Genomic DNA, 24,470 nt, shown 5'->3' with positions numbered 1-24,470 from the left:
TCTATCTGAATATATAATATAACACTGCTGTAGTTGCGAGGAGCAAGGCGGAGAGCACTTTGTAATTTCCAATGCCCTTCCAGGCTGGCCCTTGTAATGGCTCCCAAGGTGTTTTCCAATATAGTTTTGAACTTTCTTCGGTATGCTGAACAGGATATACGTAGGAGAAAACTACTTGAATAACCACGCAAGTGCAGAAAAGATAGAAGGCCATCATCATAAAAGGAATATGCCCGATCATGGATTCAGGAAGTAATTTGTTAAGGATAAAAACCAACATGCCTAAGCCGGATCCCATCCAAAGTGTCAGCTTTGCTGACGCAGCTGAAGCACCTTTCCAGAAAACACCGAGTAAAAATACACAGGTAATTGGAGGGGCAATATGTGCTATGATATCGTTTATCCCACTAAATATACTTTCGTATCGGTTGAGTAGAGGGAGCAAGCTAAGGGAAAATACCAATGCAATACCTGCAGCAATTTTCCCTACACGGATCAACTGTTTATCGCTTGCTGCTGGGCGGTAACGCTGATACATATCGTAACTGACCATGGTAGATATGGAATTCAATGCGCCTGAAACCTGACTCATCAATCCTGATAATAAAGCGGCCACCAGTACACCTACCAATCCAGACGGCAGCAGCTGGGTAATCATCAGGGTATAAATTCCTTTAGAGTTCACATTTCCTTGCGCATCTACACCCAGGCTACTGAGGTCCAGGTGTCCGGATTTGGAAAGTGTATAAGCAAAAAGGCCAGGTAGAACAAAGATAAACACGGGCAACAGTTTGATAAATCCACAGAATAAAGGGCCTACACGGGCGTGATTTTCATCTTTAGCACCTAGCACGCGTTGTACAATAGTTTGATCTGCGCACCAATACCAGATGCCCAAAATTGGATAGCCCAATAATACGGTATACCATGGCATTCCACTGCTATCGCCGTGCGGACGCAACATAGAAAGCTTGTCCATCTGGTTGTTGGCTTTTAAAACGTCTGTCATTGGTTCCCAGCCACCCATCTTTTGAAAGGCAGCATAGCTGATAATGAAAGCGCCTCCGAGTAAGACTACTGTCTGAATAGATTCAGTGACGACCACTGCTTTTAGTCCGCCAATGATGGTGTATATAGCCGTGATCACACAGATCACGATGATGCTGACGTACATATTGAGCCCAAACAGTGTTTTTAGCACAATCCCTCCGGCAAGCATCGAAAATGCAATATGAATAATGATTGCAGAAACTACCGAAATTATGGCCAGCCAATCCCGACTGGATCTGTCATACCTTTTTTCCAGGAAATCGGGCAGGGTGGCTACTCCGGATTTAATGTAAAAAGGGACAAAGAATAAGGACAGCAGGATTAAAGTAAATGCGGCCATCCATTCAAAATTTCCATTGAGCAGACCACTGTCGAAGCCACTTTGTGCCAGACTCACCAGGTGTACTGTGGAGATGTTGGTGGCAAACAGGGCAAGTCCGATTGCTGGCCATTTTAAAGTTTTACCGGCCAGGAAATATTCTCCGGCTGCATTGGCTTTACTTTTACGTCGGTGACTGATTCCAGCCCATAGTCCTACTGCCAGAATGCCGAGAATATATAAAATACTAATGCCTAAGTCCAGGGAGTTTAACATCGTCTTATGATTTCAATGATTTTAAATCGCAACTGCTTCCTGGCTCCATAGGAGTTTGATACACGCCATTTTCAATGCGGACAGGGTGGACAAAATGCTTCTGCAAATGGGGGATATGTTCCAGGAATAAAGCTTCATGCCCCATAGAAATATGGTTAAACAAAACCAGGTGTTGGTGCAGCTGTCCCATGTCGCCTACATGCGGCACTACCGGGATATTGAACTTACGACACAGCAAGCTAACTGTAATGAATTCGCTCACACCGCCTACACGAACGGCATCTACCTGCATAAAACCTGCAGATCCGGTTTGCAGATAGTTCTTAAAGATGATGCGGTTTGGCACATGCTCGCCCAAAGCGAGTTTGGTTGGCGCGATGGCTTTTGCTAAAGTAGCATGAGCGAGGACATCATCAGGATGTGTAGGTTCCTCCATCCAGTAAGGATTCATGCTTTGCAATTCCTTGCAAATCTTTATTGCTTGAGGCAAAGTCCATTGCTGGTTGGCATCGAGCATCACTTTGATGTCGGCACCGGCTACTTCCCGCACAATATGTGCTCTTCGGATATCTCTTTCATGGTCAATACTGCCCACTTTTAGCTTCATGGCGGTAAAACCTTCTGCTACTGCTTTTTTACAGTTTTCACGTACTTTCTCGTCTGGATAATTAAACCAGCCGATGGAGGTATCGTATCCTGGATATCCGGATTTAAGAATTGGTAGACGATCGGATTTGGTGCTTATATTGCTTTGCAGTAAAGCCAGGGCTTGTTCGCGCGTCAGTTCGTCTTCGAGGTAAGAAAGGTCCAAAGTATTCAGGATCTCCTGGGCAGTTAAATCGCTGAGGAGTTTCCATAAAGGGACCCCTCTTTTTTTTGCCCATAAATCATAGCAGGCATTGGTTACTGAGGCAAGTGCGAGGTGAACTACGCCTTTATGCGGACCTAGCCAGCGGAATTGCTGTTCGTTAGAAAACTGATGAAAAACAGTGCCGAAATCAGCCATCAGTTCTTCAATATCTTTTCCTTTAAGCTGTTCTGCATAAAAGGCGGCGGCTTTACAAACGAGATCGTTTCCTTCACCAAGGGTAAAAGCGAAACCAGTACCAACAAGACCACTGTCGTCTATTAAATTGGTGACGGCATAAGAATAGATCGGGTCACGGTGTATGGCATCGCTGCCAGCACCTTTACCCAAAGGGAAACGGGCATCGTTAATTTGTATTTTAGTAATCATGGTTTAGTTTAGGAGATGATGGGCAAGTTTTCTGCATTGGTGTTTAGTTCCAGAACAATCACTGAATCTTCTGCATTTGGCAATTGCTGAGGCAGTTGAAGGGTGATGATGCCGGCAGCATCCTGACGATGACTGATTTCAGCACCTTTTAATAGGTAAGCTTTGTTTATTTTAGCGCCTTTTAGTGCTGGTAAGGTTAAATCATTAGATTTTCTTTCGAAAACATGAATGTAAAGTTTGTTGCCTTTGCGTGTAGCCGCAAATACTTCATTAGGTTTAAAAGGACCACCTTTAGTACCATAAATGCTTTCTCCGTAGATTTTTAACCAATCGCCCATCTCTTTTAATCTATCGATCTGACGTTGTTCAATACGTCCATCCAGCATTGGGCCTACGTTAAATAAAAGATTCCCGTTTCCGCCAGAAGTTTTTGCTAAGGTCTGGATACAGGTTTTTAATGTTTTCATTGGATCGTTTGGTTTCCATGCCCATTGATTACAGATGGTCATACAGGTTTCCCATGGATTATTCATGTTCAGCTCACCGATCTTTTGCTCTGGGGTGGCATAGTCTCCGAGCGTTTCAGGGGTTAAATAAGCATGGTCAATGCCTTTTGAAGAACCAATTCTATTGTTAATGATCACCTTAGGATCCAGTTTTTTCAGAAAAGTATAGACCTCTGCACCATATTCGTTTTTCCATGGGCTTTCCCAGTTGCCATCAAACCAGAGCATATATGGATGGTATTGGGTTACAATTTCCTGTAACTGGTTTTTCATGGTCGCTACAAACTTGGTCATGTCTCCTTTTGGGTCTGGCTTTCCACCATTTACGCGGATAGGATAATTGGGGTCATGCCAATCTAAAACGGTAAAATATACGCAAAACTTTAGGTCGTACTTTTTACAAGCCTTAGCGAGTTCGCCAACAATGTCTTTTTTATAGGGAGAATTCATGATATTATAGTCCGAAAACTTTGTCGGCCATAAGCAAAAGCCATCATGGTGTTTGGCAGTGATGGTCAGGTATTTCATCCCTGCATCTTTCGCTGTTTTTACCCAGGCATCTGCATCAAATAAAACCGGATTGAACTCTTTAAATAGGTTGTCGTATTCGTGTGTAGGCACATCAGTACTTCTGCTCCAGCCGATTTCTGTACCGCGCAGGGCAACAGGCCCCCAATGGATAAAAAGACCAAAACGCTGGTCCATAAAATCATTTAAAACGGCTTTGGGTGTTTTTATTGTTGGATTGATTGTAGCAGTCTGGCCCTGGCTTTGAGAAAACAAGCAGAGAATTACCAAAAAGGTGAATAGCTGTTTCATGGTGGTCTGGTTTATATTGGTTTAGGAAATACTAAATTATTGCCTTTAAATTCAGAGAACAATGAACTATCCTTCTTTTTTAATGGATTATTAGATGATTTATGTTACTCAAGATACAGGGTTAGACTGCGTGTGTTTCTGGAAAATGGTTATGGTAATTGTGCGAAGATAGGTATGCTGCACTGGTTGCTAATAGGAGTAGATAGGTATTGTGATCAGGTTGGTGTTAAATAATAAAAGCGCATTGTAAAATGCGCTTTTATTATAGAGTTATTGTAATAGGCTGATTTTCTATCGCTTGTAGTTTGTTCATTACACTTTGATCGGAGAAAACATACGGCAAAATCTGTATCCTATAATAATCGTTTTTCTGTGTCTGTATCTAGCTGTGTTTGCGGTCTATTTTTGTGATCTAATACCTACGTTATGAATACACAAGATCCAAAAACTACGAGTATTGAATTCCGAAAAGTGTACCTGTCTGATTTGAAAGCAGTCATCAGCATTTATCAAAAGAAAACTAAGGCGTCAATAGCAATGGAATTGACTTCAGACTTTGGTCTTCCTTTAAGTGTTGCTGTAGACAATAACGAGGTCATCGGCGTTGCCTTTGCTTCGATTAATGAACTGGGAAAAGTAGTGTTGAATGCTCAGGTGGTATCCACTTTTGAAACTGGTCATATTGGAAATACACTGGAGGCAGAAGCAGAAAACATTCTCTTTGCGACATTTGAAAACATCAATAAAGACCATACGCCATTAAAGAACTCCATTCAACAATTAGTTGGCTGGTTAAACAAGTGTGCGAATTAAAATCTGGAGGATACAGCTTTGTTTTTTGTAAATTTACAGGATACAAGGATCGTGTTTTGGAGTACAAGAATGTAAAACCTATTCACCATAAAAGAAAAGATACTGTATAGCAAATGGCTCAAATGAAAAAGGAATCATTATACCTTAAAATCGCAAAAGTGATGGAGGAGCAGATTGCAACTGAGACCCTAAAACTAGGGGACAAGCTGCCATCGATCCGTATGGTTCAAAAACTCTATAATGTCAGCATAAACACGGCTAAACAAGCCTATTTAGAACTGGAAAGTAAGTCGCTGATTGAGCCAAGGTCTAAATCTGGTTATTTTGTAAGTAAAGCTTCCATGAGAAAGTTTTCTTTGCCTTCTGTAGGTAAAATGAAAAGTTCCAACCAGGAAAAGGAGCCAGTAGATTTAATCAGCAAGGTTTTTAACACGCTGAATGATAAAGAAATTACTCAGTTTTCATTAGGTGTGCCGGCGAATAGTATGCTGCCTATTGCAAAATTAAACAAAGGCGTGATCAGTGCCATTCGTAGAATGGAAGATGGGGGGACGGCTTATGAGCCTGTAGAGGGAAGTACCAATCTGAGAAGGACCCTTGCCAAATGGTCATTTGTATTGGAAGGCAAGCTAACTGAGCATGATATCGTTACCACATCTGGTGCGATGAATGCTATTTTTAACTGCCTGATGGCGGTCACCAAGCCTGGTGATACCGTGGCTGTTGAAAGTCCAGTATATTTTGGGATCCATCAGATGATAAAATCGCTGGGTTTAAAAGCGATTGAGATTCCTACACACCCGGTTACGGGGATAGACTTAGAAGCAGTTAAGAAAGTACTTCCACGATTAAATGCCTGCTGTTTCATTAGCAATTTCAGCAATCCACTAGGTTGTTTGATGCCTGACGAACATAAAAAGGAACTGGTCAGAATGCTGACGGAATATGATATTCCACTGATCGAGGACGATCTCTATGGGAATTTATTCTTCGGCACAGAACGACCAAAACCCTGTAAATACTATGATGAGGCGGGTATTGTAATGTGGTGCGGTTCTGTATCTAAAACATTAGCCCCGGGATACCGGGTAGGCTGGGTGGCTCCTGGGAAATATAAAGAAAAGATCATCAGACAAAAGTTAGTTCAAACGATTTCTACGCCTTCGATGTTTCAGGAAGTGATTGCTGATTTCATGGAACATGGTGGTTACGATCATCATTTACGTACGTTGAGAAGTAAGCTTTACACCAATTGTTTGAAATACCAGGGAGCAATTGAAGCTTATTTCCCTTCTAATACCAAAATATCACAGCCTCAGGGTGGTTTTATGCTTTGGTTGGAATTAGATAAGAAAATAGACACAGCTAAATTATTTGACCAGGCGATCAAGCAAAAGATCAGTTTTGCACCTGGCAGAATGTTCACGCAATACAATCAATACAACAATTGTATGCGATTGAACTTTGCTTTAGACTGGAATGAAAAGCTCGAGTCCGACATCAAGCGCTTAGGTCGATTGGTTAAAGCAAGTATGTAAAAGATTTAGATAAAAGCTTCGGAAAACAGGCCAAAGACGCTGAGCTTATTTTCTGAAGCTTTTAGATAGCAGCAAACAAGCCAGCGTACCTACCGCATAAGCAAGCAAATCAGTCCATAGAAAGCCGTGCCCCAACACCAATGCGCCAAAAGTGTTGTTCCTAATCTGGTTGATCCATGGCGCATGGTAAAGCTGACTAAATTCAATCAGAAAACATATTGATAAACTGATGATGCCGATTTTACGATAATCTGTATTAATGAGCAGAAACTTAATCATCAGAAACATCATCACCGCATACAATGCATCGCCAGTAATGGCTGGTATTAGTGTTGTTTTTCTGGAGAGGAGCCCTGCAATGATGGTGATAATAATCAATAGCCCGCAAATAAGTCGCTTTTTAAGATTGCTGTTTTGTCGTTTCATGTGAAGTGTTAGCGCCATTTTGGAAAACTTGATTTTTAAATATACCGCCTTGTTTTCACAAGTGTCTTTTGATTTCCAGCAATCAGCATAGAAAACAAAAGATACTCATAAGCGATATTTTTCTAATGATCGAAGCTAATGTCCAGATTGTATTGATACAGTAGTCCAGCCAGATTCATCGCCGAGAATTTCGCCTGTTTTACCTTATTCACTGCCGGATCAAGACTGAAGTTTCTTGCTGTACGGAAGTCTGCTTTTTCAAGGATGGACCTGACAAATGTTGCTCCTGAAAGGTCACAATTGTGGAATGTGCTGGAAGTTAAATCTGCCTCTTCAAAATCAGTTTCTTTAAGTGAGCAGTCGGTGAATTTAGTTTTACGCAGTTTGGTGCCGTAAAAAGTGGAATAATCCAAATGACACTGCTGAAATTCGAAGGAAAACAGGAATTTATTACATTTAGAAAAATCTATTCCCAGTACTTTGCAGCCAGTAAAAGTAACATCCTTAAATCCAGTACCAGTGACCACTGTTAATGAAAAATTACACTGTTTAAACTGACAATCCATAAAGTCATTGCGACTTAAATCACTTTTAGAGAAATCACAGTTTACAAATTCACATCGTATAAATTCTCTATTCTCTAATCGTTTTTCTGAATAATTGATCGCAGTAAAAGTTTTGTCCTCATGGACGATATTTGATTCGTTCATCATGTTTTTGTAACGGGGTAGTGGGTGTAGGCTTTCGCCATAAATTAATAGGTTGCAAAAGGATGGGCATTTAAAACGGTACAGCTTAGTTATGTTTCGGCCCTTATAAACTGGCTAGTTTGTTGATAATTTGATACTTTTTCTCCTCGCTGATGTTGTAAAAGCCAAGGTTATCTGCGTACCACAACCCATCAGTAACTAACATAATGATCAGGTTATTGAGTGCTAAATCTTCGGCATTGCCGCCAGAAATGTGCTCTTCAAAAGCATCCTGCCACATCTTTTTGTATTTATCGTTGAACAACGCGGCCTTTAAGATCACCTTCATCGTTCTCCGATAATGTAGATCCTTGCTCTTTTTTACTACAAAACGAAGAAATGCCATCGCTGGAAGCTCATCAGTTGAGTTTTTTTTTGCTTCCGACAGCCATTCAGTTAATTCCAGAAGACTCAGTTTTACCAGCTCTTCCAGCAGTTCTTCTTTATTGCGGAAATGATGTATAATACCGCCTTTACTCAATCCTGTTTTGTCAGCAATGGCTTGGAAAGTGACCTGATTCCAGTCTGCAGCAGCGCCAATCTCGGCCGCAGTCTCCAGGATCAGCTGTCGATTCAACTCAGGCTCTTTCTTGCGTTTATAAGGGTTTTCCATTTAACAAAGATACCGAACGGCTGGTTTGTTTGCAAATAATTTAATACATTTGATGCCCCTACAAGGCAGTATATTATAAAATCATCAACATGTCTAACTACATTATCATAATATCCAGTACCATTGAAAGCCCCGTTGATTTGCAAAATATTGAGCAAGCAATTACCGGTTTCCCGGAAATATCAGCATGGTCTGTGGACCTGGAAGATTGTGATAAAATACTGCGCGTGTCTTGTAGTCGAAATATCAGTGCTGAGCTTGCTGCAGGACTTACAGCAATGGCAGTAAACGCTGCAGTATTAGAGGTTTTTGATGAAAAGGGGAGGTCTATTGCTGTAGTCGTTGATTAGCAATGGGAAGCCACGAGTTTAAGCGTGCTTCTCCATCAATTCTTTGGCTACGTTTTTAATAAATAAGTAATTGATCGTGCCGCCAATTACGCCACCTACTACTGGTATCAAACGGCGACTAACTTTAGAGCCTAAGCTCATGAAAATCTTCTCTGCAACTTCTTCCATAATGTTTTTACTCAAAACCAATTTAGTGTCGGCCTTCACAGAGGAAGCGACAATCTTGAAAAAGTCTTCAAAACTGATCTTGGATTTTCCGGTATGGTGATAGGATATAGCTAGCGTGACGCGAAATTGCTGGGTGATAATGTTGATCATATCCACTGGAGTCCCAATCAGCATGGTACTAATACCGCCTACTCCAGTGATTAAGCCAGAGCCTGCAGCCAGATAGGCGCATTGATTGATGAATTTATCGATGCCAAGCGTATCCACACCTTTTTTGATGTTTAGCTGGTCTATTCGGCTAAAAATCTGCTTAAAGCCCCCTGTAGCCAGGTTGCTTAAACCTTTTCCTACATCTTTCTTTACTTTTTTAAAGTTAATTCGCTTAATCGATGGTAAGTTCATAGTTATTAATTTGATAAATAACACTGTACTACTATCATGCCAGAGCTGAAATACAGGATGTTTAGGGTTAACCTCAGCTGTCGATCCTTAGGTCCTGATCTTTAAATCAGCAAAAGAGTGAAAAAAATAATGGAAAAAACCAGGGCTGCCAAATATTACCCTAGTGTTCTCCATTAACGTGTTTTATACTTTAACAGGTAGAATTTGATTTTACCAGGTATACAATTGGTCTGAATCTTCTAAACCTTTCACTAAAGTTTGTGATGTATTTGAAGTGTAAACAGGTTGTATACTAGGATTAGAAGGGTATGTTTTTCCATCAAACTTGATTAGATGGTCTTTACCATCACTGTGTAGGATTAAATCATTCCAGCCTTTGGTCTTGGTATCAGCAACTAAAATTGGACTGCCGGTCACTGTAAATCTGGTAATCAATGCACCTTTAGCGCTTAATAACAATACCGTACATCCGCCTGAACCGCAAAAATTAGATCCTGTTAGGCCAACAAAGATTTCCTTTTCAGGGTCTTTATTTAGGTTGTGCTCAAAGAGCCTGAATTTTCTGCTTTGTTCGTCGATCAGTTTTTTGGAAAGCTCATCTTTGAACATCTCGGCTAAACTGGCTTTCACTAGATTCACGGTCTTTTCGTTGCCTGTACTGTCTGAATACGGAATCGAATTCGTTGGCGCCGGAGCTGGAATCATGGTTGTAGCTGTGGTGTCACTAGGCACTGCTACGGTATCGTCATTCTTGTTCGTACCACGCTTATCGCTGGTACAGCTAAAAAACAACACAGTGCCAAGCAGGCCGACTATTGGATAAATGATTTTCATAAGATGGATTTTTTGGAAGTTAAATTACGCGCATTTGTAAGTAGATTAACTAGTAATTATAGAAGTTACTAGCAAAATAAATGCCGCTTTTTTTGTAATATTGAAGGGCTATATTTGTTTAACCTATGATCTCAAAAAAAATAAGCTGCTTTTTTTTATGTGTTAGCACGGTTTTTTGTAGCCTCAGTATACTTGCGCAAAACCGGGATACCGCGCATACGTCCAAAGTTGCTGACAGCTCAAAATTGAATTTCGTTGATAAAATGCAGGCCTTTGCAAAGGTTTCTTCTGGAAAAAGCGCAGCAGATTTCAATGCAGATAAAGCCAGGATTGCTCAAGTTAAAACCTTTGATGAAATCAGAAGGACGATGCAAAAAGCAAAGATCTACCTTAAAAGTAACCTGGATACCCCCAGTACCAAAGCGGAATTGCTGCAAACGGAGAAAGATTTTGTGATCGCCGGAGATGGAGTTTTTACCAATAAAGGCACTGCACAAACTTTTAGAAACTTAACCGCGACAGCTAAGATACTTGGAGAATTATTGGATAAAACCAATAAAAGGAAGTCTAAGCTTGATATTCGTCAGCAGGAACTGAATAATTTTCGATACCAGTTAGATTCACTGTTGAGTGTACCGGCTTTGTTTAAGTTCCCGACAGACTCTACATCGCTCATGAAATACCTGCAAAAGATCCAGGTAATTGCTTATGAAACGACTCCGGTAGATAGCTCATTGAATACCGCGAACAATACCGTTCAAACCTTACTAAATCAGGTAAATATGATGGTTTTTAAGCTGCAAAGCAGCTTAGAAGAGATCGAATCCTACCAGCAGGAGATGGTGGGGCATACTTTTAAGAGAGAATTTAGTAACATTTGGGAAGTCCAGGGTTTTTATCGGCCTTTTGAAGAAATTCTGGATTTCTCGACTACAAAAGGACTATTGACACTTAGTTTTTATATAGAAAATAATGCGGGAAAATTCGTCGTATTGATTTTACTGATCCTGACTTCCTTTATTTACCTGCGCTCCCTGAAAAGTATTTATATCCAGGCTAATTTGTTAAAGCCAGACTTTGAAGGACAATTGGTGCTGCGATACCCATTGCTTTCTGCGATGCTGCTGGTGATCAGTATTTTTCAATTTGTATTCATTTCCCCGCCATTTATTCTGAACGTGATTTCATGGGCAATATCCTGCATTTGCCTCAGCTTTATTTTTAAGGGCTATGTGAGTAAATACTGGATGAATATCTGGTTGATCATGGTGCTAGTTTTTTTGATGGCAGCCTTAGGAAATCTGGTGCTCCAAGCTTCAAGAGTAGAACGCTGGTTCATGTTGGTTACCGCTATTGCCGGTGTAGCTGTTGGTTTGTTCAGCTTTCTAAGAGGACCTCAGGAACAATTGAGAGAAAAATGGATCAGATGGTCTATCGCTTTTATGGTGTTTCTGGAATTGGCCTCCATAGCAGCAAATGTTTTTGGCAGGTATAACTTGTCTAAAACCTTATTCATCAGTGGGTTTTTAAACGTTGTGATTGCGATTCTTTTCCTTTGGACTGTGAGGCTGATTAACGAAGGTCTTTTCCTGGCTTTTAATGTCTATTCTGGTCAGGACAGAAAACTCTTTTACCTTAATTTTGAAAAGGTAGGAAAAAAAGCGCCAGCACTATTTTACGTCTTGCTGGTAATAGGATGGGTGGCATTATTTGGACGTAACTTCCCTGCTTTTGACTATTTATCGAAGCCATTGATGAGCTTTTTTAGTCAGGAACGTACCTTGGGGAGCTATACTTTTACCATCAACAACCTGCTTTTATTTATGACGATCATGGCCACCTCGGTCATCATTTCTAAAGTGGTATCTTTCTTTGCAGCGGATCGGCAGGTGGCGAATAATAAGTTAGGACGTCAGGGAATAGGTAGCTGGCTGCTGCTGGTGCGTATTTCTATCTTGTGCATTGGCTTGTTTTTAGCGGTTGCGGCAGCAGGAATACCGGTAGACCGGATAACCATTGTTTTAGGTGCATTAGGTGTGGGCATCGGATTTGGCCTGCAAACCTTAGTGAACAATTTGGTGAGCGGACTGATCATCGCATTCGAAAAGCCTGTGAATGTAGGGGATATTGTGGATATCGCCGGACAGGGAGGAAGAATGAAGTCCATCGGATTTAGAAGCAGTGTGATTTCTAATTGGGAAGGCGCAGATGTGGTGGTGCCTAATGGTGATCTTTTAAACTCCCATCTGATCAATTGGTCGCTTGGTGGAAACCGTAAACGCGTAGCCATCAACATTGGTATTGCCTATGATTCCGACCTGGAGAAAAGCAGGCAATTGCTGATGGATATTTTGAATGCAGAACAACGGATCAGTAAAAATCCTGGTCCGGTGGTTCAATTTGAACAATTTAGTGATAGCTCAATTGATCTTCGGATTTACTTCTGGACCAAACACATCGGAGAGGCTTTAAGTACTAAAAGCGATCTGATTGTAGCTATAGCTGCGGCTTTTAAGGAAAAAGGCATTCTGATCCCATTTCCTCAGCAGGAAATTTTTATTCGAAATTTGGATAAAAACACTGGAGAGGAGAGAGAAAAATTGTAAAATCAAGCTAATTAATTAAATTTGGCTAATTATTACGAAATCAACTAAATTGTATGAACAAAATCTTACTAACTTCTGCTGTCGTTTTAGGTTTAGCATTCGGTGCTAAGGCGCAGGAAGGAAACCACAAATTACAAATTTCAGGTCAGGCAGCAATCCCTACATTCGATCTTTCAGATATCGCAAATGTAGGTTTCGGCTTTGCCGCAAAAGGCATGTATGGCTTCGGATCTGCACCGCAGCATGCTACATTAGAACTTGGCTATAACAGATTTGGTCTTAAAGACATGATCTCTGGAATTGATGCAAGTTTCTCAACCGTACCAATTTACGCTGGATACAGATATACGCTTGGTAAATTCAACCTGGAGCCACAAATAGGTATTTCCATCAACAAAGTTGGTGTATCTGCAGGTAATCAGACGGTAAGCGAGAACAATACCAGCTTTGGCTGGGCAGCTGGTGTAAGTTATAACATCTCTAAAGTGGAGTTAGGCCTTAAATATCAAAGTGCAGAAATGAAAGATGCGGATTCAAGCACTTCTTTTCTAGGCATCCGTTTAGCTTATAATTTCAGCTTGTAACAAAGAATTTTTACAAAGAAACGCTGGTCAAAACATGGCCAGCGCTTCTTTTTTATGAAATTGTTACCGTTTTTTTCTTTTTTAGGAGCAAAGAAACCAATACATTTGAGGAGTTGAAGAAGCACGTATCCATATTTGTAACTATCATCCTCCTCATTTTTTCTACCGGATTGCAGGAATTAATCAAACTGCCCTTACTTTTTCAACACTACTTTGAGCACAAGGCTTTAAATGAGGATATTAGCTTTTCTGTATATCTCTTCGATCATTACAACTCTATTCCTCATACCGATAACGACGAAGACCGCGACAATCAACTGCCTTTTAAATCGATCGATAAAAACTCTGTTTTAACTAGCCCGGCAACCCCACCATTCCATAAATACACCATCAAAGCATTCAGTGCTTTATTGAAATTACATCCGGTGATCTATCACGATGACCATATTCCTTATGCCTACCTGGATACCATCTGGCAACCGCCAAAAGTTTGATTTATGCTACTAAGCCAGAGCAATAATCTCTTGGTTTAGCTTTTATTGTTAGAAGAATAAATCATAATACAATCTTTTTATGTTGAATAAAATCATTGGGTTTTCTGTAAAGAATAAACTCATAGTGGCGCTATTTGCCATTGCGCTAGTTATTTACGGTGTTTTTGAATTGACAAAACTGCCGGTAGATGCTGTACCTGATATTACCAATAATCAGGTGCAGATCATCACCACCGCGCCCTCTTATGGCGCAACGGATATTGAAAGACTGGTCACTTTTCCGGTAGAACAGGCGAGCAGTAATATCGCTGGTATTAAAGAAATCCGCAGTTACAGCCGTTTCGGACTTTCTTTGGTTACCCTGGTTTTTAATGATGATGTAGATGTTTATTGGGCCCGTCAGCAGGTTTCAGAGCGTCTGCTTACCGTGCAGGCCAGTATCCCGGATGGAATTGGAAAGCCAGAAATGGGACCTATTTCTACCGGCCTTGGAGAAATCTACCAATATGTATTGAAGCCAAAAAAAGGCTATGAAAGCAAATACGACATTACCGAATTGCGTACCCTACAGGATTGGATGGTGAGGCGGCAATTATTAGGCGTAAAAGGAGTAGCTGAAGTGAGCAGTTTTGGTGGTAAGCTCAAGCAATATGAGGTGGCCATTAATCCTAATAAATTACAGGCCCATGGAATTACCATTGCCGATGTGTTTAATGCGCTGGAAAGCAACAACCAGAATACCGGCGGTTCCTATATAGAAAAGCAGTCGTCCGTAAGCTATATCAGAAGTGAAGGATTGATCGAAAATAAAGACGACATTGAGAATGTAGTCATCAAAAACAAGAATAATAATGTGCCTTTATTGGTCCGTGATGTTGCAGAAGTGAAAATAGGTTCAGCAACAAGGTATGGTGCTTTAATCTACAATGATGAAGGAGAAGTTTCCGGCGGAATTGTCATGATGCTGAAAGGTGCCAACAGCAATGTGGTGATCGAGAGCATCAAAACGAAAATCGCGGAGATTCAAAAGTCCTTGCCGGAAGGTGTGGTCATAGAACCATTCCTGGACCGTACAGATATGGTGAGCAATGCGATTGATACCGTAAAGACGAACCTGATGGAGGGGGCGTTGATCGTGATCTTTGTATTGGTCTTGTTTTTAGGAAATGTGCGTGCAGGGTTATTAGTGGCTTCTGTAATTCCATTATCCATGCTTTTTGCCATCATCATGATGAACTTGTTTGGCGTAAGCGGTAACCTGATGAGCCTTGGTGCGCTGGATTTTGGGTTGATTGTAGATGGTGCAGTCATTATTGTGGAAGCAGTGATGCACCAGCTAACCCATAGTAAGAAGTTTGCCGGACTAAGGACTTTATCCCAGCAGGAAATGGATAAAGAAGTGAAGAGCGCTTCTTCTAAAATGATGAACAGTGCGGTATTTGGGCAGATCATCATCCTGATTGTCTACCTGCCAATTTTCAGCTTGCAGGGAATTGAAGGAAAGATGTTTAAGCCAATGGCGCAAACGGTGGCTTTTGCTTTGTTAGGCGCCTTTATCTTGTCGCTTACCTATATTCCCATGGTCAGCAGTGTGTTTCTCAGCAAAAAGATCAGTGATAAGAAGAATTTCTCCGATCGCCTGATGGCAAAAATAGAAGCTGGTTATAGTAAAATTTTGAATCGGGCATTGGCGATTCCAAAGCTCATTCTGAGTGTAGTGGTGGTCATGTTTGTCTTTGCTGTGTTTTTACTGACAAGATTAGGCGGTGAGTTTATCCCATCCATCGAAGAAGGAGATTATGCAGTAGAAACGCGGGTGCTTTCCGGAAGCAGTTTAAACACCACAATTGAAAATGTACAAAAAGTTTCAGCGATTCTCAAATCCAGGTTTCCGGAAGTGAAAAATATCGTGACCAAAATTGGCAGCAGTGAAGTACCTACAGAACCGCTGCCTATGGATATGGGCGATATGATCATCAACCTGAAGAAAAAAAGCGAATGGACCTCTGCCAGTTCCTTTGATGAACTGTCTGAGAAAATGAGTAAAGCAGCGTCGGAGGTTCCAGGGGTGACCACCAGCTTCCAGTTTCCTGTACAAATGCGCTTTAATGAACTGATGACAGGGGCCAGGCAAGATGTAGTGTGTAAGATTTATGGGGAAAACCTGGATACTTTGAGTGTATACGCGAAGAAATTGGGGAATATTGTGAGAACTGTAGAAGGGACTACGGAGCATTATGTGGAACAGATTAGTGGAACCCCTCAAATTGTGATTAAATACAACAGACCTGCGATTGCACAGTACGGGCTGAACATTTCCGACATCAATAGAAACATCAATGCGGCATTTGCAGGACAAAGTACCGGTTTAGTTTTCGAAGGTGAGAAGCGTTTTGAACTGGTGGTTCGATTGGATAATGACAACAGGAAAGACCTTGCGGATGTGCAGCAGCTGCTGATTCCTACACCTGCAGGAAACCAGATTCCATTGAGTCAGGTGGCCACTGTAGAGCTGGAGGACAGTCCAAGTCAGATACAAAGAGAAAATACGCAGAGAAGGGTGCTGGTAGGCTTTAACGTGAACGGACGGGATGTAGAGAGTATCGTGAACGAGCTGCAGGAGAAAGTAGAGGAGCAGATCAAATTGCCTGCGGGTTATACGGTGGCCTATGGTGGGTCTTTTGAGAACCTGAATGAGGCTAAATCCCGATTGTCAGTGGCCGTTCCGGTATCGCTGATCCTTATTTTCCTACTGTTATACTTTGCTTTTGACTCTATAAAATATGGACTATTGATTTATACTGCCATCCCTTTATCGGCAATTGGCGGGATTTTCCTGCTCGCGATGAGGGGTATGACTTTCAGTATCAGCGCAGGGGTAGGCTTTATCGCCCTATTTGGCATTGCGGTGCTGAATGGAATTGTATTGGTTGCAGAGTTCAACCGCATTAAAAAATCAGGAGAAACAGAGATGAAAAATGTAGTGATGCAGGGCACGATGACCAGGCTAAGACCAGTATTGATGACTGCTTTTGTAGCTTCTTTAGGCTTCCTGCCAATGGCATTGAGTAATGGGGCCGGTGCCTCTGTACAAAGACCATTGGCTACCGTTGTGATCGGGGGATTGATGATTGCGACTTTATTGACGCTTTTTGTATTGCCGATTTTATATGTGGCTGTGGAGAAGGGGATTAAGCCGGGTAAGCATAGCAAGATTATAGTTTCCGTGATCTTGTTGTTTTTTGTTTTCAGTCCTGCAATTGCACAAAAACCAATTGGCTTACAGGAAGCACTGGACAGTGCAGCCGCTGGAAATATGCTGTTAAAAGGCCAGAAGCTACGGGCTGAACAAGCCCGGTTGTTGATTAAAGCAGGCATGGATATTCCTCAAACCAGCCTGTCAGCTCAATATGGAAAGTTCAATAGTGCTTTAATTGATAATTCAGTTGGAGTTAGTCAAAGTTTCAGTTTACCAGTGGTTTATGGTCGAGAAAAACAAAGGTTATCGGAAGAGTGGAAGCTGAAATTATTGGAGGTAGATTTAAAGCAGTCGGAGGTTAAAAAGATGACTACTTCCATGTTTTACGAGCTTTTGGTAATTGCAGAGAAGCAAACTTTGCTGCGGTCAATGGACAGTACCTATCGGGAGTTCCTGCGGATTGCTGCATTGAGGTTTAAAGCTGGTGAGACGAATATGCTGGAAAAGGCAAGTGCTGAAAATCAGTTGACACAGATCAGCAGACAACAGAAAGAGCTACAAAAGGAATTTAGTTTCCTCCAGCAACAATTCCTTTTGCTGATCAATGCAGGCGAAATGCGCTTACCACAGGCTTCCGCTTTTAAAATGGAATTTGATGCGGTAGATCCGGCTATGCTGGAAAATCATCCAGTATTAAAACTTCATTTACAGGAAGAGCAGCTGGCAAAAAGTAACACAAAAGTGGAGCAGTCAAAATTGTTGCCTGGACTAAGTTTAGGTTATCAGAATATGAGCTTGCAAGATGGCATTCGTTATGATCTGGGATCCAGATTTCATTCGGTTCAGCTGGGTGTTGGTATTCCAATCTTTTCTGGGGCGCAAAAGGCAAGGATAAGGTCGGCAAGAGCACAGCAGGATGTTGCGGCAATGGAAAGCGGTTATGTGCGAAAACAGCTGCAGGCAGAGATGGAGGATGGTATTCAGCAGTTGAAAAAGAACAAAGAAATTGTGCATGACTTTGAAGACAATGCTTTGAAAAATGCCAGAGAAATTACCTCAGTACTCAATCAACAGCTGCAAAAAGGGGAAATCAATTACCTGGAATGGACCCTGTTAAACCAACAGGCTTTAACCCTGCGCATGGATTATCTCAACGCAGTAACCAGCCTGAACAATAGTATTATTCAATTGAATTACCTTTTATCAAAATAACATGAAATCTATCATTTTTAAATATTTGCCAGCATTATTGATTCCCGTATTTATTTATGGATGCAGCAGCAGTGCGCATGAAGAGTCGAAAGTAAAAACAACTACGGACGAAAGTATCGTTCAGTTGAGCCCGGAACAGGCCAAGCAAATCGATTTGCAGCTTGCCGATGTGCAGCAAAAGGAAATCAGTACGGTGCTTAAGCTCAATGGACAGATCGAAGTGCCACCGCAAAATTTGGTGTCTGTAAGCGTGCCTTTAGGCGGCTATCTGAAATCAACGCAGATGCTGCCGGGGACCAAAATCAGCAAAGGCCAGCTACTGGCTACGATTGAAGATCCACAGTATATCCAATTACAGCAGGATTACCTGAGTACTAAAAATAAACTGGGCTTTGCGCTGAAAGAATACAACAGGCAGCGTGAACTCCATTCGGCAAAGGCGGGAAGCGATAAGGTTTTTCAACAGGCAGATAATGAGTATAAAAACTTTAGCATTGAAAGTAAAGCTTTAGCAGAAAAGCTGAGGTTGATCGGCCTTAATCCAGCTAAGCTTACCGAAGACAACATCAGTAGGACGATTGGAGTTTACTCGCCAATTAATGGATATGTGAGCAAGGTGAATGTGAATATCGGGAAATATGTGGTTCCTTCGGATGTGATTTTTGAACTCGTGAACCCGAATAATATTCACTTAAACCTGACTGTATTTGAGAAGGACCTGAGCAAGATTAAAATTGGTCAGCAGGTGATGGCTTATAGTAATGCAAGGCCTGATCAGCAATACCGCACAAAGGTAGCCTTAGTGAGCCATGCCTTAAATGAGGAAAGAAGTACGACGGTTCATTGTGATTTTGAGCAGTACGACCAAAAGTTGGTGCCAGGCATGTATATGAACGCCTCAGTACAGGTCAATAATGACAAAATAGATGCCTTGCCAGAAGATGCCTTTGTAAATTATGAGAATAAAGACTATGTTTTTGTGAGTAATGGCCCTCAAACTTTCAAGATGACGGAAGTAAAAAAAGGGATTTCGGAAAAAGGTTATGCTGCACTAAATTCAGACTTAAAAGGCAAGAAGATTGTCGTAAAAGGCGCGTATTCCTTATTAATGAAGTTAAAAAACACGAGCGAAGAGTAAAAGCTTTGCCATGAATTAAGGGTGCATGCGCATCCTAAGCACCTCAAGCGCTAGTTGTCTTCTCATTGTGCTGCGGTTGTGTTCGGGGTTGACGAGGGCTCATGCCTTGTCAACCCCTGCTCAAGTCGCCATTAAACTCGAATCCTACCCGAAGACCATGCATTCCTCTTATACTTTTTAATTAAGATACCATTATTCCTGCTGCAAACATTTGCGCTAATAAGTAGTTATATTAGTCAGTGTATTTTTAAATCCGTAAAAGCAGCAAGAAATGAAACATTACGATGCGATTATTATTGGAGCAGGGCAAGCTGGGGTACCATTAGCTAAAAAGCTGGCTGAAGCGGGGAAAAAGACCGTTCTTATTGAAAAAAGATGGGTTGGTGGTACTTGCATCAATGATGGATGTACGCCAACAAAAACGATTATTGCTGCTGCCCATGCGGCGCATCAGGCGAGGAAGGCAAGCCTGCTCGGACTAGAAATTGATACAGTTAAAATTGATCTGAAAAAGATCATGAAAAGGAAGGATGAAATCGTTGATTCCTTCCGGTCAGGCGCTAAAAAGGGTATTGAAGCCACTAAAGGTCTGGACCTTATCCAGGGTGAAGCGACGTTTTCAGGGCCAAAGGAATTAAGGATAAAAACTTCAGATGGAGCAGAACTTTTGTTTTCCGCAGATTTGATTTTCATCAATATTGGGGCAAGAGCAAAGATTCCAGCGATTCCTGGCCTAACAGCAGCAAACTACCTGACTTCCACTACTATTTTAGATTTAAAGGAAATTCCAGAACATCTGGTGGTGCTTGGCGGTAATTATATTGGATTGGAGTTTGCTCAGTTGTTTCATCGGTTTGGCAGTAAAGTAACCGTTCTTGAAAAATCATCCAGAATTGTAGGACGGGAAGATGAAGATGTTTCTTCAACGCTCACTGAAATATTAGAAGAAGAAGGGTTGAAGGTGCTGACAAAAAGCACGTTAGAAGAAGTTAAAGGGGTTCAAGGCAAATTAAGTATTCAATTGAAAACCGCTGATGATACAAAAAATATTAAAGCCAGTCATCTGCTGCTGGCCATCGGGCGAACGCCAAACACAGATGCCTTAAACCTGGATATACCAGGTATAAAAATAGATCAGAACGGTTACATCCTGGTCAATGAAAAGCTCGAAACAAATGTAAAAGGAATTTATGCACTTGGGGATGTAAATGGAGGGCCTGCCTTCACCCATATTGCCTATAATGACTATACGATTGTGTATAGGAATTTGATAGAGAAAGAAAAACTGAGTACCACAGATCGACAAGTTCCTTACTGCATGTTTACTGATCCGCAGCTGGCAAGGGTAGGACTTTCCGCAGCGCAAGCAAAGGAGAAAGGATTGGATTTTCTGGTGGCAAAAATCCCAATGACGCAGGTCGCCAGGGGCATAGAAACAGGGCAGACTTTAGGTTTTATGAAAGCCATTGTAGACCGTAAAAGCAGAAAAATATTGGGTGCCTGCCTGCTTGCAGCAGAAGGTGGTGAGATTATGGCGGTCCTACAGATGGCCATGCAAGGCGGCATTACCGCCGATGCGATCCGGTATGGTGTTTTTGCGCATCCTACGTTCTCGGAGTCCCTAAACAACCTTTTTATGAATATGAAAGAGAAATAAATGATTGAATTATTGGGCGTCAGTAAGCACTTTGGAAGTACAGCAGCGGTAAAAGAGGTTTCCTTTACAGTACAGGAAGGTGAAACCATGGTGATTCTAGGAACGAGTGGCTGTGGGAAAACGACCACACTAAAGATGATCAACCGCCTGATAGAACCAGACTCCGGAAAAATCCTCATCGATGGGCAGTCCGCATCTGATGAAAAACCGGAAATGTTAAGGCGAAAAATCGGTTATGTAATGCAGAATATTGGTCTTTTTCCTCATTATACGGTTGCGGAAAATATTGCCGTTGTTCCGAAATTGCTGAACTGGCCGGCCTCCCAAATTGAGACCCGGACACTTGAGCTGCTGGAAAAACTTCATTTATCGCCGGATTGCCTGACATTATTTCCTCATGAATTGAGTGGTGGACAACAGCAGCGGGTGGGGTTGGCAAGGGCACTAGTGGCCGATCCTGCAATCTTATTGATGGATGAGCCATTTGGCGCACTGGATAATGTAACCAGAACAAATATCCAGGTAGAATTTAAAGCTTTAGAAGAACTCAAGCGAAAAACGATCGTAATGGTGACACACGATGTGCAGGAAGCTTTTGAACTGGCCGATCGGATTTGTTTGATGAGTAAAGGAGAGGTCGTTCAAATCGGTACGGCACAAGACCTCCTCTACCGACCAGTTAATGATTTTGCACGCCAGTTTCTGGATGGGGCACGTTTAGTCCTTGAATTCCTATATCAAAACAAGAATATTCATGGATGATCGCCAGCAAACTTTATGGAATTTCATGTGGGAGCAAAAGGATAAGCTCTTAAGTCAGACTTTACAGCACCTTGGGCTCACTTTTACGGCTTTAATACTTGCCATTGCAATTGGCCTTCCCTTAGGCATGTTTATCGCAAGGAAACGTAAATGGGCATCAGGAATTTTGGGCTTCGCAGGTGTATTACAAACGATTCCCAGCATCGCACTGCTTGGTTTTATGATTCCATTATTAGGAATTGGAGCAAAACCTGCTATTGTCGCTTTGCTCGTATATGCGCTATTACCCATCATCCGAAATACTTTTACTGGTCTAACTGGAGTAAATGCCGATGTTGTTGAGGCAGCAAATGCCTTGGGAATGAGTAAAAAACAAGTGCTTTTGAAGGTAGAACTGCCTTTGGCGATGCCAGTGATCCTGGCGGGAATTAGAACTGCGGCCGTCATCAATGTTGGAGTGGCCACACTGGCTTCTTTTATTGCTGCCGGCGGACTGGGGGAGTTTATTTTTGGAGGGATTTCGCTGAACAATAGCAATATGATTCTTGCGGGTGCAATTCCAGCAGCTCTACTGGCGATCTTGATTGACTTCTCCCTTTCCGGACTTCAGCAGCTGAATTTCCTGAAACTTAAAAGATTGGGCTTTGCAGCAGTGCTTGTGATTATCTGCCTGATCGGATATGAATGCTGGCCTGCTGCTGGAGGCCAGCATAAATTGACCGCAGGATTTACACCCGAATTTATGGGCAGGCAAGATGGAAATCTGGGTTTAAAATCTGTTTATGGATTAAAGATCCCAACAAGGGTAATCAGCGATGCGGTGATGTATAAGGCAGCTTATGAAAAGGACTTAGATGTCATCAGCGGCTACTCTACCGACGGGCGCTTAAAAGCTTTTGACCTGGTAGTTTTGAAAGATGATAAAGGAATATTTCCGCCTTATGACGCGGTGCCTATCATCCGTCAAGCAGCTTTGGATAAATTTCCACAGTTGGAAGAAGTGCTGAATCTTTTGGCTGGAAAGATTAATGATTCTACGATGATTTCCTTAAATTACCGTACGGATTACATGAAACAGAGCCCTGAACGTGTGGCCAAAGATTTTTTACAGTCAGTGGGCCTGTATAAAAGTCCGCGGAGAGGAAATGGAACTGTAATAAGGATTGGTTCAAAAATATTTGGTGAGCAATATATTCTTGCTCAGATTTATCGAATGCTGATAGAAGGTAATACCGATTATCAGGTGGCTACAAAATCCGGGTTAGGTGGGACAAAAATCTGCTTTGACGCATTGGTAAACGATCAGATTGATTTTTACCCGGAATATACCGGTACTGGTTTACTGGTACTATTGAACCCAGATCAGTCCGTACTTAAAAGTGTTGGACAAGACAAAAAGAAGGTATACGACTATGTGAAGAAAACTTTTCAGCAGCAGTACAAAATTAAATGGCTTAATCCCATAGGTTTTAATAATTCTTATGCCTTAATGATGAGAGAAAAACAATCGAAAGCACTAGGTGTTAATACCATTACAGAACTTAAAAACTACTTAGAGACCAATTAATGATATTATCGGAAAAGTACCTGAAGATTAGAAAACATTCAGAACAGATTTGCGAACCCTTAGAAACCGAAGATTATGTAGTGCAGCCCATTGTGGATGTAAGCCCTCCTAAATGGCATCTTGGCCATACTACCTGGTTTTTTGAAACATTCATTTTACAGCCTTTTTCTTCTGGTTATGAGGTGTACAACGACGCTTATAATTATGTGTTCAATAGTTATTATGAAACGATAGGAAACAGGGTGATTCGTACGGATAGGGGGAATTTGAGCCGCCCTGGAGTAAAAGAGATTTATCAATATCGGGCTTATGTTGACGAAGCAATGCTGAGGTTATTGGAAAATCCTTTAACTGAAGAGGTTGAGGAATTATTGTTTCTTGGTTTCAACCATGAACAGCAGCATCAGGAGCTTTTGCTCACGGATATCAAATATATTTTGGGAAATAATCCACTCTTTCCTGCTTATCATCCCGAGGTAAAAGAAAGCAATGCACTGCAAACTAAAACACGCGAAATGATCGGTGTCGCAGAAGGGGTGTATGAGATCGGTTATACGGGCACATCATTCTGCTTTGACAATGAATTAGGGCTTCATAAGGTTTATTTACAGCCATTCTCTATCAGTTCAAATCTGGTAAATAATGCGGAATACCTTGAGTTTATAAATAGCGGAGGCTATCAGAATTTTGAGTATTGGCATTCGGAAGGCTGGGACTGGGTAAACAATAACCAAGTAACTGCGCCAATGTATTGGCATCTTATAGAGGACCAATGGTATCGTTATGCCCTTTCAGGTTTAAGGCCAATTGATCTTCAGGAACCAGTTACCCATATCAGTTATTATGAAGCCTATGCTTATGCCAGCTGGGCTGGTCTGCGACTACCTACCGAGTTTGAATGGGAAGTGGCAGCTCAGGCTTTCAACTGGGGCCAGCGCTGGGAATGGACCGAAAGTGCTTATCTGCCATATCCAGGCTTTAATAAAGCACCTGGGGCAATAGGAGAGTATAATGGCAAATTTATGGTGCAGCAGAAAGTGCTCCGCGGTGCTTCTATAGCTACACCTGAAGGACATAGCAGAATCAGTTACAGGAATTTTTTTCATCCACATTTAAGGTGGCAGTTTACAGGCTTACGACTTGCCAAATAA

At 41.6% G+C, this 24,470-nt stretch carries 20 protein-coding genes; 12 read left to right on the top strand and 8 right to left on the bottom strand.

The genetic code is table 11. The features are described from left to right. Position 1: 1 nt before the first annotated feature. From K7X70_RS09230 to K7X70_RS09220, 3 genes are read right to left on the bottom strand one after another with little or no spacing between them, the layout of a single operon-like run. Positions 2 to 1,645, bottom strand: coding sequence for a sodium:solute symporter (locus tag K7X70_RS09230; RefSeq protein ID WP_222536783.1), 1,644 nt, complete (start codon positions 1,643 to 1,645; stop codon positions 2 to 4). 4 nt (positions 1,646 to 1,649) lie between these two features. Beyond that, on the bottom strand, positions 1,650 to 2,882 hold the full coding sequence (locus tag K7X70_RS09225) for an enolase C-terminal domain-like protein (RefSeq protein ID WP_222536782.1): 1,233 nt from the start codon (positions 2,880 to 2,882) through the stop codon (positions 1,650 to 1,652). Positions 2,883 to 2,890: 8 nt separating this feature from the next. After that, positions 2,891 to 4,207: an alpha-L-fucosidase gene (locus K7X70_RS09220; protein ID WP_222536781.1), complete on the bottom strand. Its 1,317-nt coding sequence runs from the start codon at positions 4,205 to 4,207 to the stop codon at positions 2,891 to 2,893. Positions 4,208 to 4,633: 426 nt separating this feature from the next. Here K7X70_RS09220 and K7X70_RS09215 point away from each other — a divergent pair, with 426 nt between their 5' ends. Then, positions 4,634 to 5,020: a hypothetical protein gene (locus tag K7X70_RS09215; RefSeq protein ID WP_222536780.1), complete on the top strand. Its 387-nt coding sequence runs from the start codon at positions 4,634 to 4,636 to the stop codon at positions 5,018 to 5,020. A gap of 122 nt (positions 5,021 to 5,142) precedes the next feature. After that, positions 5,143 to 6,558, top strand: a complete 1,416-nt coding sequence (locus tag K7X70_RS09210) for an aminotransferase-like domain-containing protein (protein ID WP_222536779.1) — start codon at positions 5,143 to 5,145, stop codon at positions 6,556 to 6,558. A 45-nt stretch (positions 6,559 to 6,603) separates the two neighbouring features. Here the strand turns inward: K7X70_RS09210 and K7X70_RS09205 are convergent, their stop codons facing one another. The 3 genes from K7X70_RS09205 to K7X70_RS09195 form a co-directional block, all read right to left on the bottom strand. Continuing rightward, on the bottom strand, positions 6,604 to 6,984 hold the full coding sequence (locus K7X70_RS09205; RefSeq protein WP_222536778.1) for a ribosomal maturation YjgA family protein: 381 nt from the start codon (positions 6,982 to 6,984) through the stop codon (positions 6,604 to 6,606). Between the two features lie 122 nt (positions 6,985 to 7,106). Beyond that, positions 7,107 to 7,697 (bottom strand): pentapeptide repeat-containing protein, encoded by a 591-nt coding sequence (locus K7X70_RS09200; protein ID WP_222536777.1) that lies wholly within the window; start codon positions 7,695 to 7,697, stop codon positions 7,107 to 7,109. A 100-nt stretch (positions 7,698 to 7,797) separates the two neighbouring features. Beyond that, positions 7,798 to 8,346 (bottom strand): TetR/AcrR family transcriptional regulator, encoded by a 549-nt coding sequence (locus tag K7X70_RS09195; RefSeq protein ID WP_222536776.1) that lies wholly within the window; start codon positions 8,344 to 8,346, stop codon positions 7,798 to 7,800. An 89-nt stretch (positions 8,347 to 8,435) separates the two neighbouring features. Between K7X70_RS09195 and K7X70_RS09190 the strand changes: the two genes are divergently transcribed. Continuing rightward, positions 8,436 to 8,696: a hypothetical protein gene (locus tag K7X70_RS09190; protein ID WP_222536775.1), complete on the top strand. Its 261-nt coding sequence runs from the start codon at positions 8,436 to 8,438 to the stop codon at positions 8,694 to 8,696. Positions 8,697 to 8,714: 18 nt separating this feature from the next. Here the strand turns inward: K7X70_RS09190 and K7X70_RS09185 are convergent, their stop codons facing one another. Next, a complete protein-coding gene (locus K7X70_RS09185; protein WP_222536774.1) occupies positions 8,715 to 9,266 on the bottom strand; it encodes an EcsC family protein in 552 nt (183 codons plus the stop codon). A gap of 210 nt (positions 9,267 to 9,476) precedes the next feature. Then, complete coding sequence (locus tag K7X70_RS09180) at positions 9,477 to 10,100, bottom strand: COG3650 family protein (RefSeq protein ID WP_222536773.1); 624 nt, start codon at positions 10,098 to 10,100, stop codon at positions 9,477 to 9,479. 245 nt (positions 10,101 to 10,345) lie between these two features. Between K7X70_RS09180 and K7X70_RS09175 the strand changes: the two genes are divergently transcribed. The 9 genes from K7X70_RS09175 (at position 10,346) to egtB (ending at position 24,470) form a co-directional block, all read left to right on the top strand. Continuing rightward, complete coding sequence (locus tag K7X70_RS09175; protein ID WP_255607028.1) at positions 10,346 to 12,706, top strand: mechanosensitive ion channel domain-containing protein; 2,361 nt, start codon at positions 10,346 to 10,348, stop codon at positions 12,704 to 12,706. Between the two features lie 53 nt (positions 12,707 to 12,759). Then, entirely contained in the window at positions 12,760 to 13,290 is a 531-nt protein-coding gene (locus tag K7X70_RS09170) for an outer membrane beta-barrel protein (RefSeq protein WP_222536771.1), read from the top strand. A 113-nt stretch (positions 13,291 to 13,403) separates the two neighbouring features. After that, positions 13,404 to 13,784 carry a hypothetical protein gene (locus tag K7X70_RS09165; protein ID WP_222536770.1) on the top strand — a complete coding sequence of 127 codons (381 nt, stop codon included), beginning with the start codon at positions 13,404 to 13,406 and terminating at the stop codon, positions 13,782 to 13,784. 79 nt (positions 13,785 to 13,863) lie between these two features. Beyond that, entirely contained in the window at positions 13,864 to 18,195 is a 4,332-nt protein-coding gene (locus K7X70_RS09160) for a CusA/CzcA family heavy metal efflux RND transporter (protein ID WP_222536769.1), read from the top strand. Position 18,196: 1 nt separating this feature from the next. Further along, entirely contained in the window at positions 18,197 to 19,333 is a 1,137-nt protein-coding gene (locus tag K7X70_RS09155; protein WP_222536768.1) for an efflux RND transporter periplasmic adaptor subunit, read from the top strand. 271 nt (positions 19,334 to 19,604) lie between these two features. Continuing rightward, a complete protein-coding gene (locus K7X70_RS09150; RefSeq protein WP_222536767.1) occupies positions 19,605 to 20,990 on the top strand; it encodes a mercuric reductase in 1,386 nt (461 codons plus the stop codon). Next, the gene (locus K7X70_RS09145; RefSeq protein ID WP_222536766.1) at positions 20,991 to 21,752 is read left to right on the top strand and encodes an ABC transporter ATP-binding protein; all 762 of its coding nucleotides are present in this window, start codon (positions 20,991 to 20,993) and stop codon (positions 21,750 to 21,752) included. Next, entirely contained in the window at positions 21,745 to 23,319 is a 1,575-nt protein-coding gene (locus K7X70_RS09140; RefSeq protein WP_222536765.1) for an ABC transporter permease/substrate-binding protein, read from the top strand. The genes K7X70_RS09145 and K7X70_RS09140 overlap by 8 nt, the downstream gene beginning before the upstream one ends. Continuing rightward, positions 23,319 to 24,470: an ergothioneine biosynthesis protein EgtB gene (egtB, locus tag K7X70_RS09135; protein ID WP_222536764.1), complete on the top strand. Its 1,152-nt coding sequence runs from the start codon at positions 23,319 to 23,321 to the stop codon at positions 24,468 to 24,470. The genes K7X70_RS09140 and egtB overlap by 1 nt, the downstream gene beginning before the upstream one ends.

Origin of the sequence: Pedobacter polysacchareus (genome assembly GCF_019802255.1) — a bacterium.
Lineage (GTDB): Bacteria > Bacteroidota > Bacteroidia > Sphingobacteriales > Sphingobacteriaceae > Pedobacter > Pedobacter polysacchareus.
The sequence above is the reverse complement of the archived record's forward strand: the minus strand, read 5'-3'. Positions and strand labels throughout refer to the sequence as shown.

Excerpts from the sequence above, each read along its gene's own strand:
- K7X70_RS09205 (WP_222536778.1), bottom strand. The coding sequence starts at position 6,984 with ATGAAACGACAAAACAGCAATCTTAAAAAGCGACTTATTTGCGGGCTA.
- K7X70_RS09190 (WP_222536775.1), top strand. The coding sequence starts at position 8,436 with ATGTCTAACTACATTATCATAATATCCAGTACCATTGAAAGCCCCGTT.
- K7X70_RS09155 (WP_222536768.1), top strand. The coding sequence starts at position 18,197 with ATGAAATCTATCATTTTTAAATATTTGCCAGCATTATTGATTCCCGTA.
- K7X70_RS09170 (WP_222536771.1), top strand. The coding sequence starts at position 12,760 with ATGAACAAAATCTTACTAACTTCTGCTGTCGTTTTAGGTTTAGCATTC.
- K7X70_RS09210 (WP_222536779.1), top strand. The coding sequence starts at position 5,143 with ATGAAAAAGGAATCATTATACCTTAAAATCGCAAAAGTGATGGAGGAG.
- K7X70_RS09180 (WP_222536773.1), bottom strand. The coding sequence starts at position 10,100 with ATGAAAATCATTTATCCAATAGTCGGCCTGCTTGGCACTGTGTTGTTT.
- K7X70_RS09160 (WP_222536769.1), top strand. The coding sequence starts at position 13,864 with ATGTTGAATAAAATCATTGGGTTTTCTGTAAAGAATAAACTCATAGTG.
- K7X70_RS09150 (WP_222536767.1), top strand. The coding sequence starts at position 19,605 with ATGAAACATTACGATGCGATTATTATTGGAGCAGGGCAAGCTGGGGTA.
- K7X70_RS09215 (WP_222536780.1), top strand. The coding sequence starts at position 4,634 with ATGAATACACAAGATCCAAAAACTACGAGTATTGAATTCCGAAAAGTG.
- egtB (WP_222536764.1), top strand. The coding sequence starts at position 23,319 with ATGATATTATCGGAAAAGTACCTGAAGATTAGAAAACATTCAGAACAG.
- K7X70_RS09200 (WP_222536777.1), bottom strand. The coding sequence starts at position 7,697 with ATGATGAACGAATCAAATATCGTCCATGAGGACAAAACTTTTACTGCG.
- K7X70_RS09225 (WP_222536782.1), bottom strand. The coding sequence starts at position 2,882 with ATGATTACTAAAATACAAATTAACGATGCCCGTTTCCCTTTGGGTAAA.
- K7X70_RS09195 (WP_222536776.1), bottom strand. The coding sequence starts at position 8,346 with ATGGAAAACCCTTATAAACGCAAGAAAGAGCCTGAGTTGAATCGACAG.
- K7X70_RS09140 (WP_222536765.1), top strand. The coding sequence starts at position 21,745 with ATGGATGATCGCCAGCAAACTTTATGGAATTTCATGTGGGAGCAAAAG.
- K7X70_RS09185 (WP_222536774.1), bottom strand. The coding sequence starts at position 9,266 with ATGAACTTACCATCGATTAAGCGAATTAACTTTAAAAAAGTAAAGAAA.
- K7X70_RS09145 (WP_222536766.1), top strand. The coding sequence starts at position 20,991 with ATGATTGAATTATTGGGCGTCAGTAAGCACTTTGGAAGTACAGCAGCG.
- K7X70_RS09230 (WP_222536783.1), bottom strand. The coding sequence starts at position 1,645 with ATGTTAAACTCCCTGGACTTAGGCATTAGTATTTTATATATTCTCGGC.
- K7X70_RS09220 (WP_222536781.1), bottom strand. The coding sequence starts at position 4,207 with ATGAAACAGCTATTCACCTTTTTGGTAATTCTCTGCTTGTTTTCTCAA.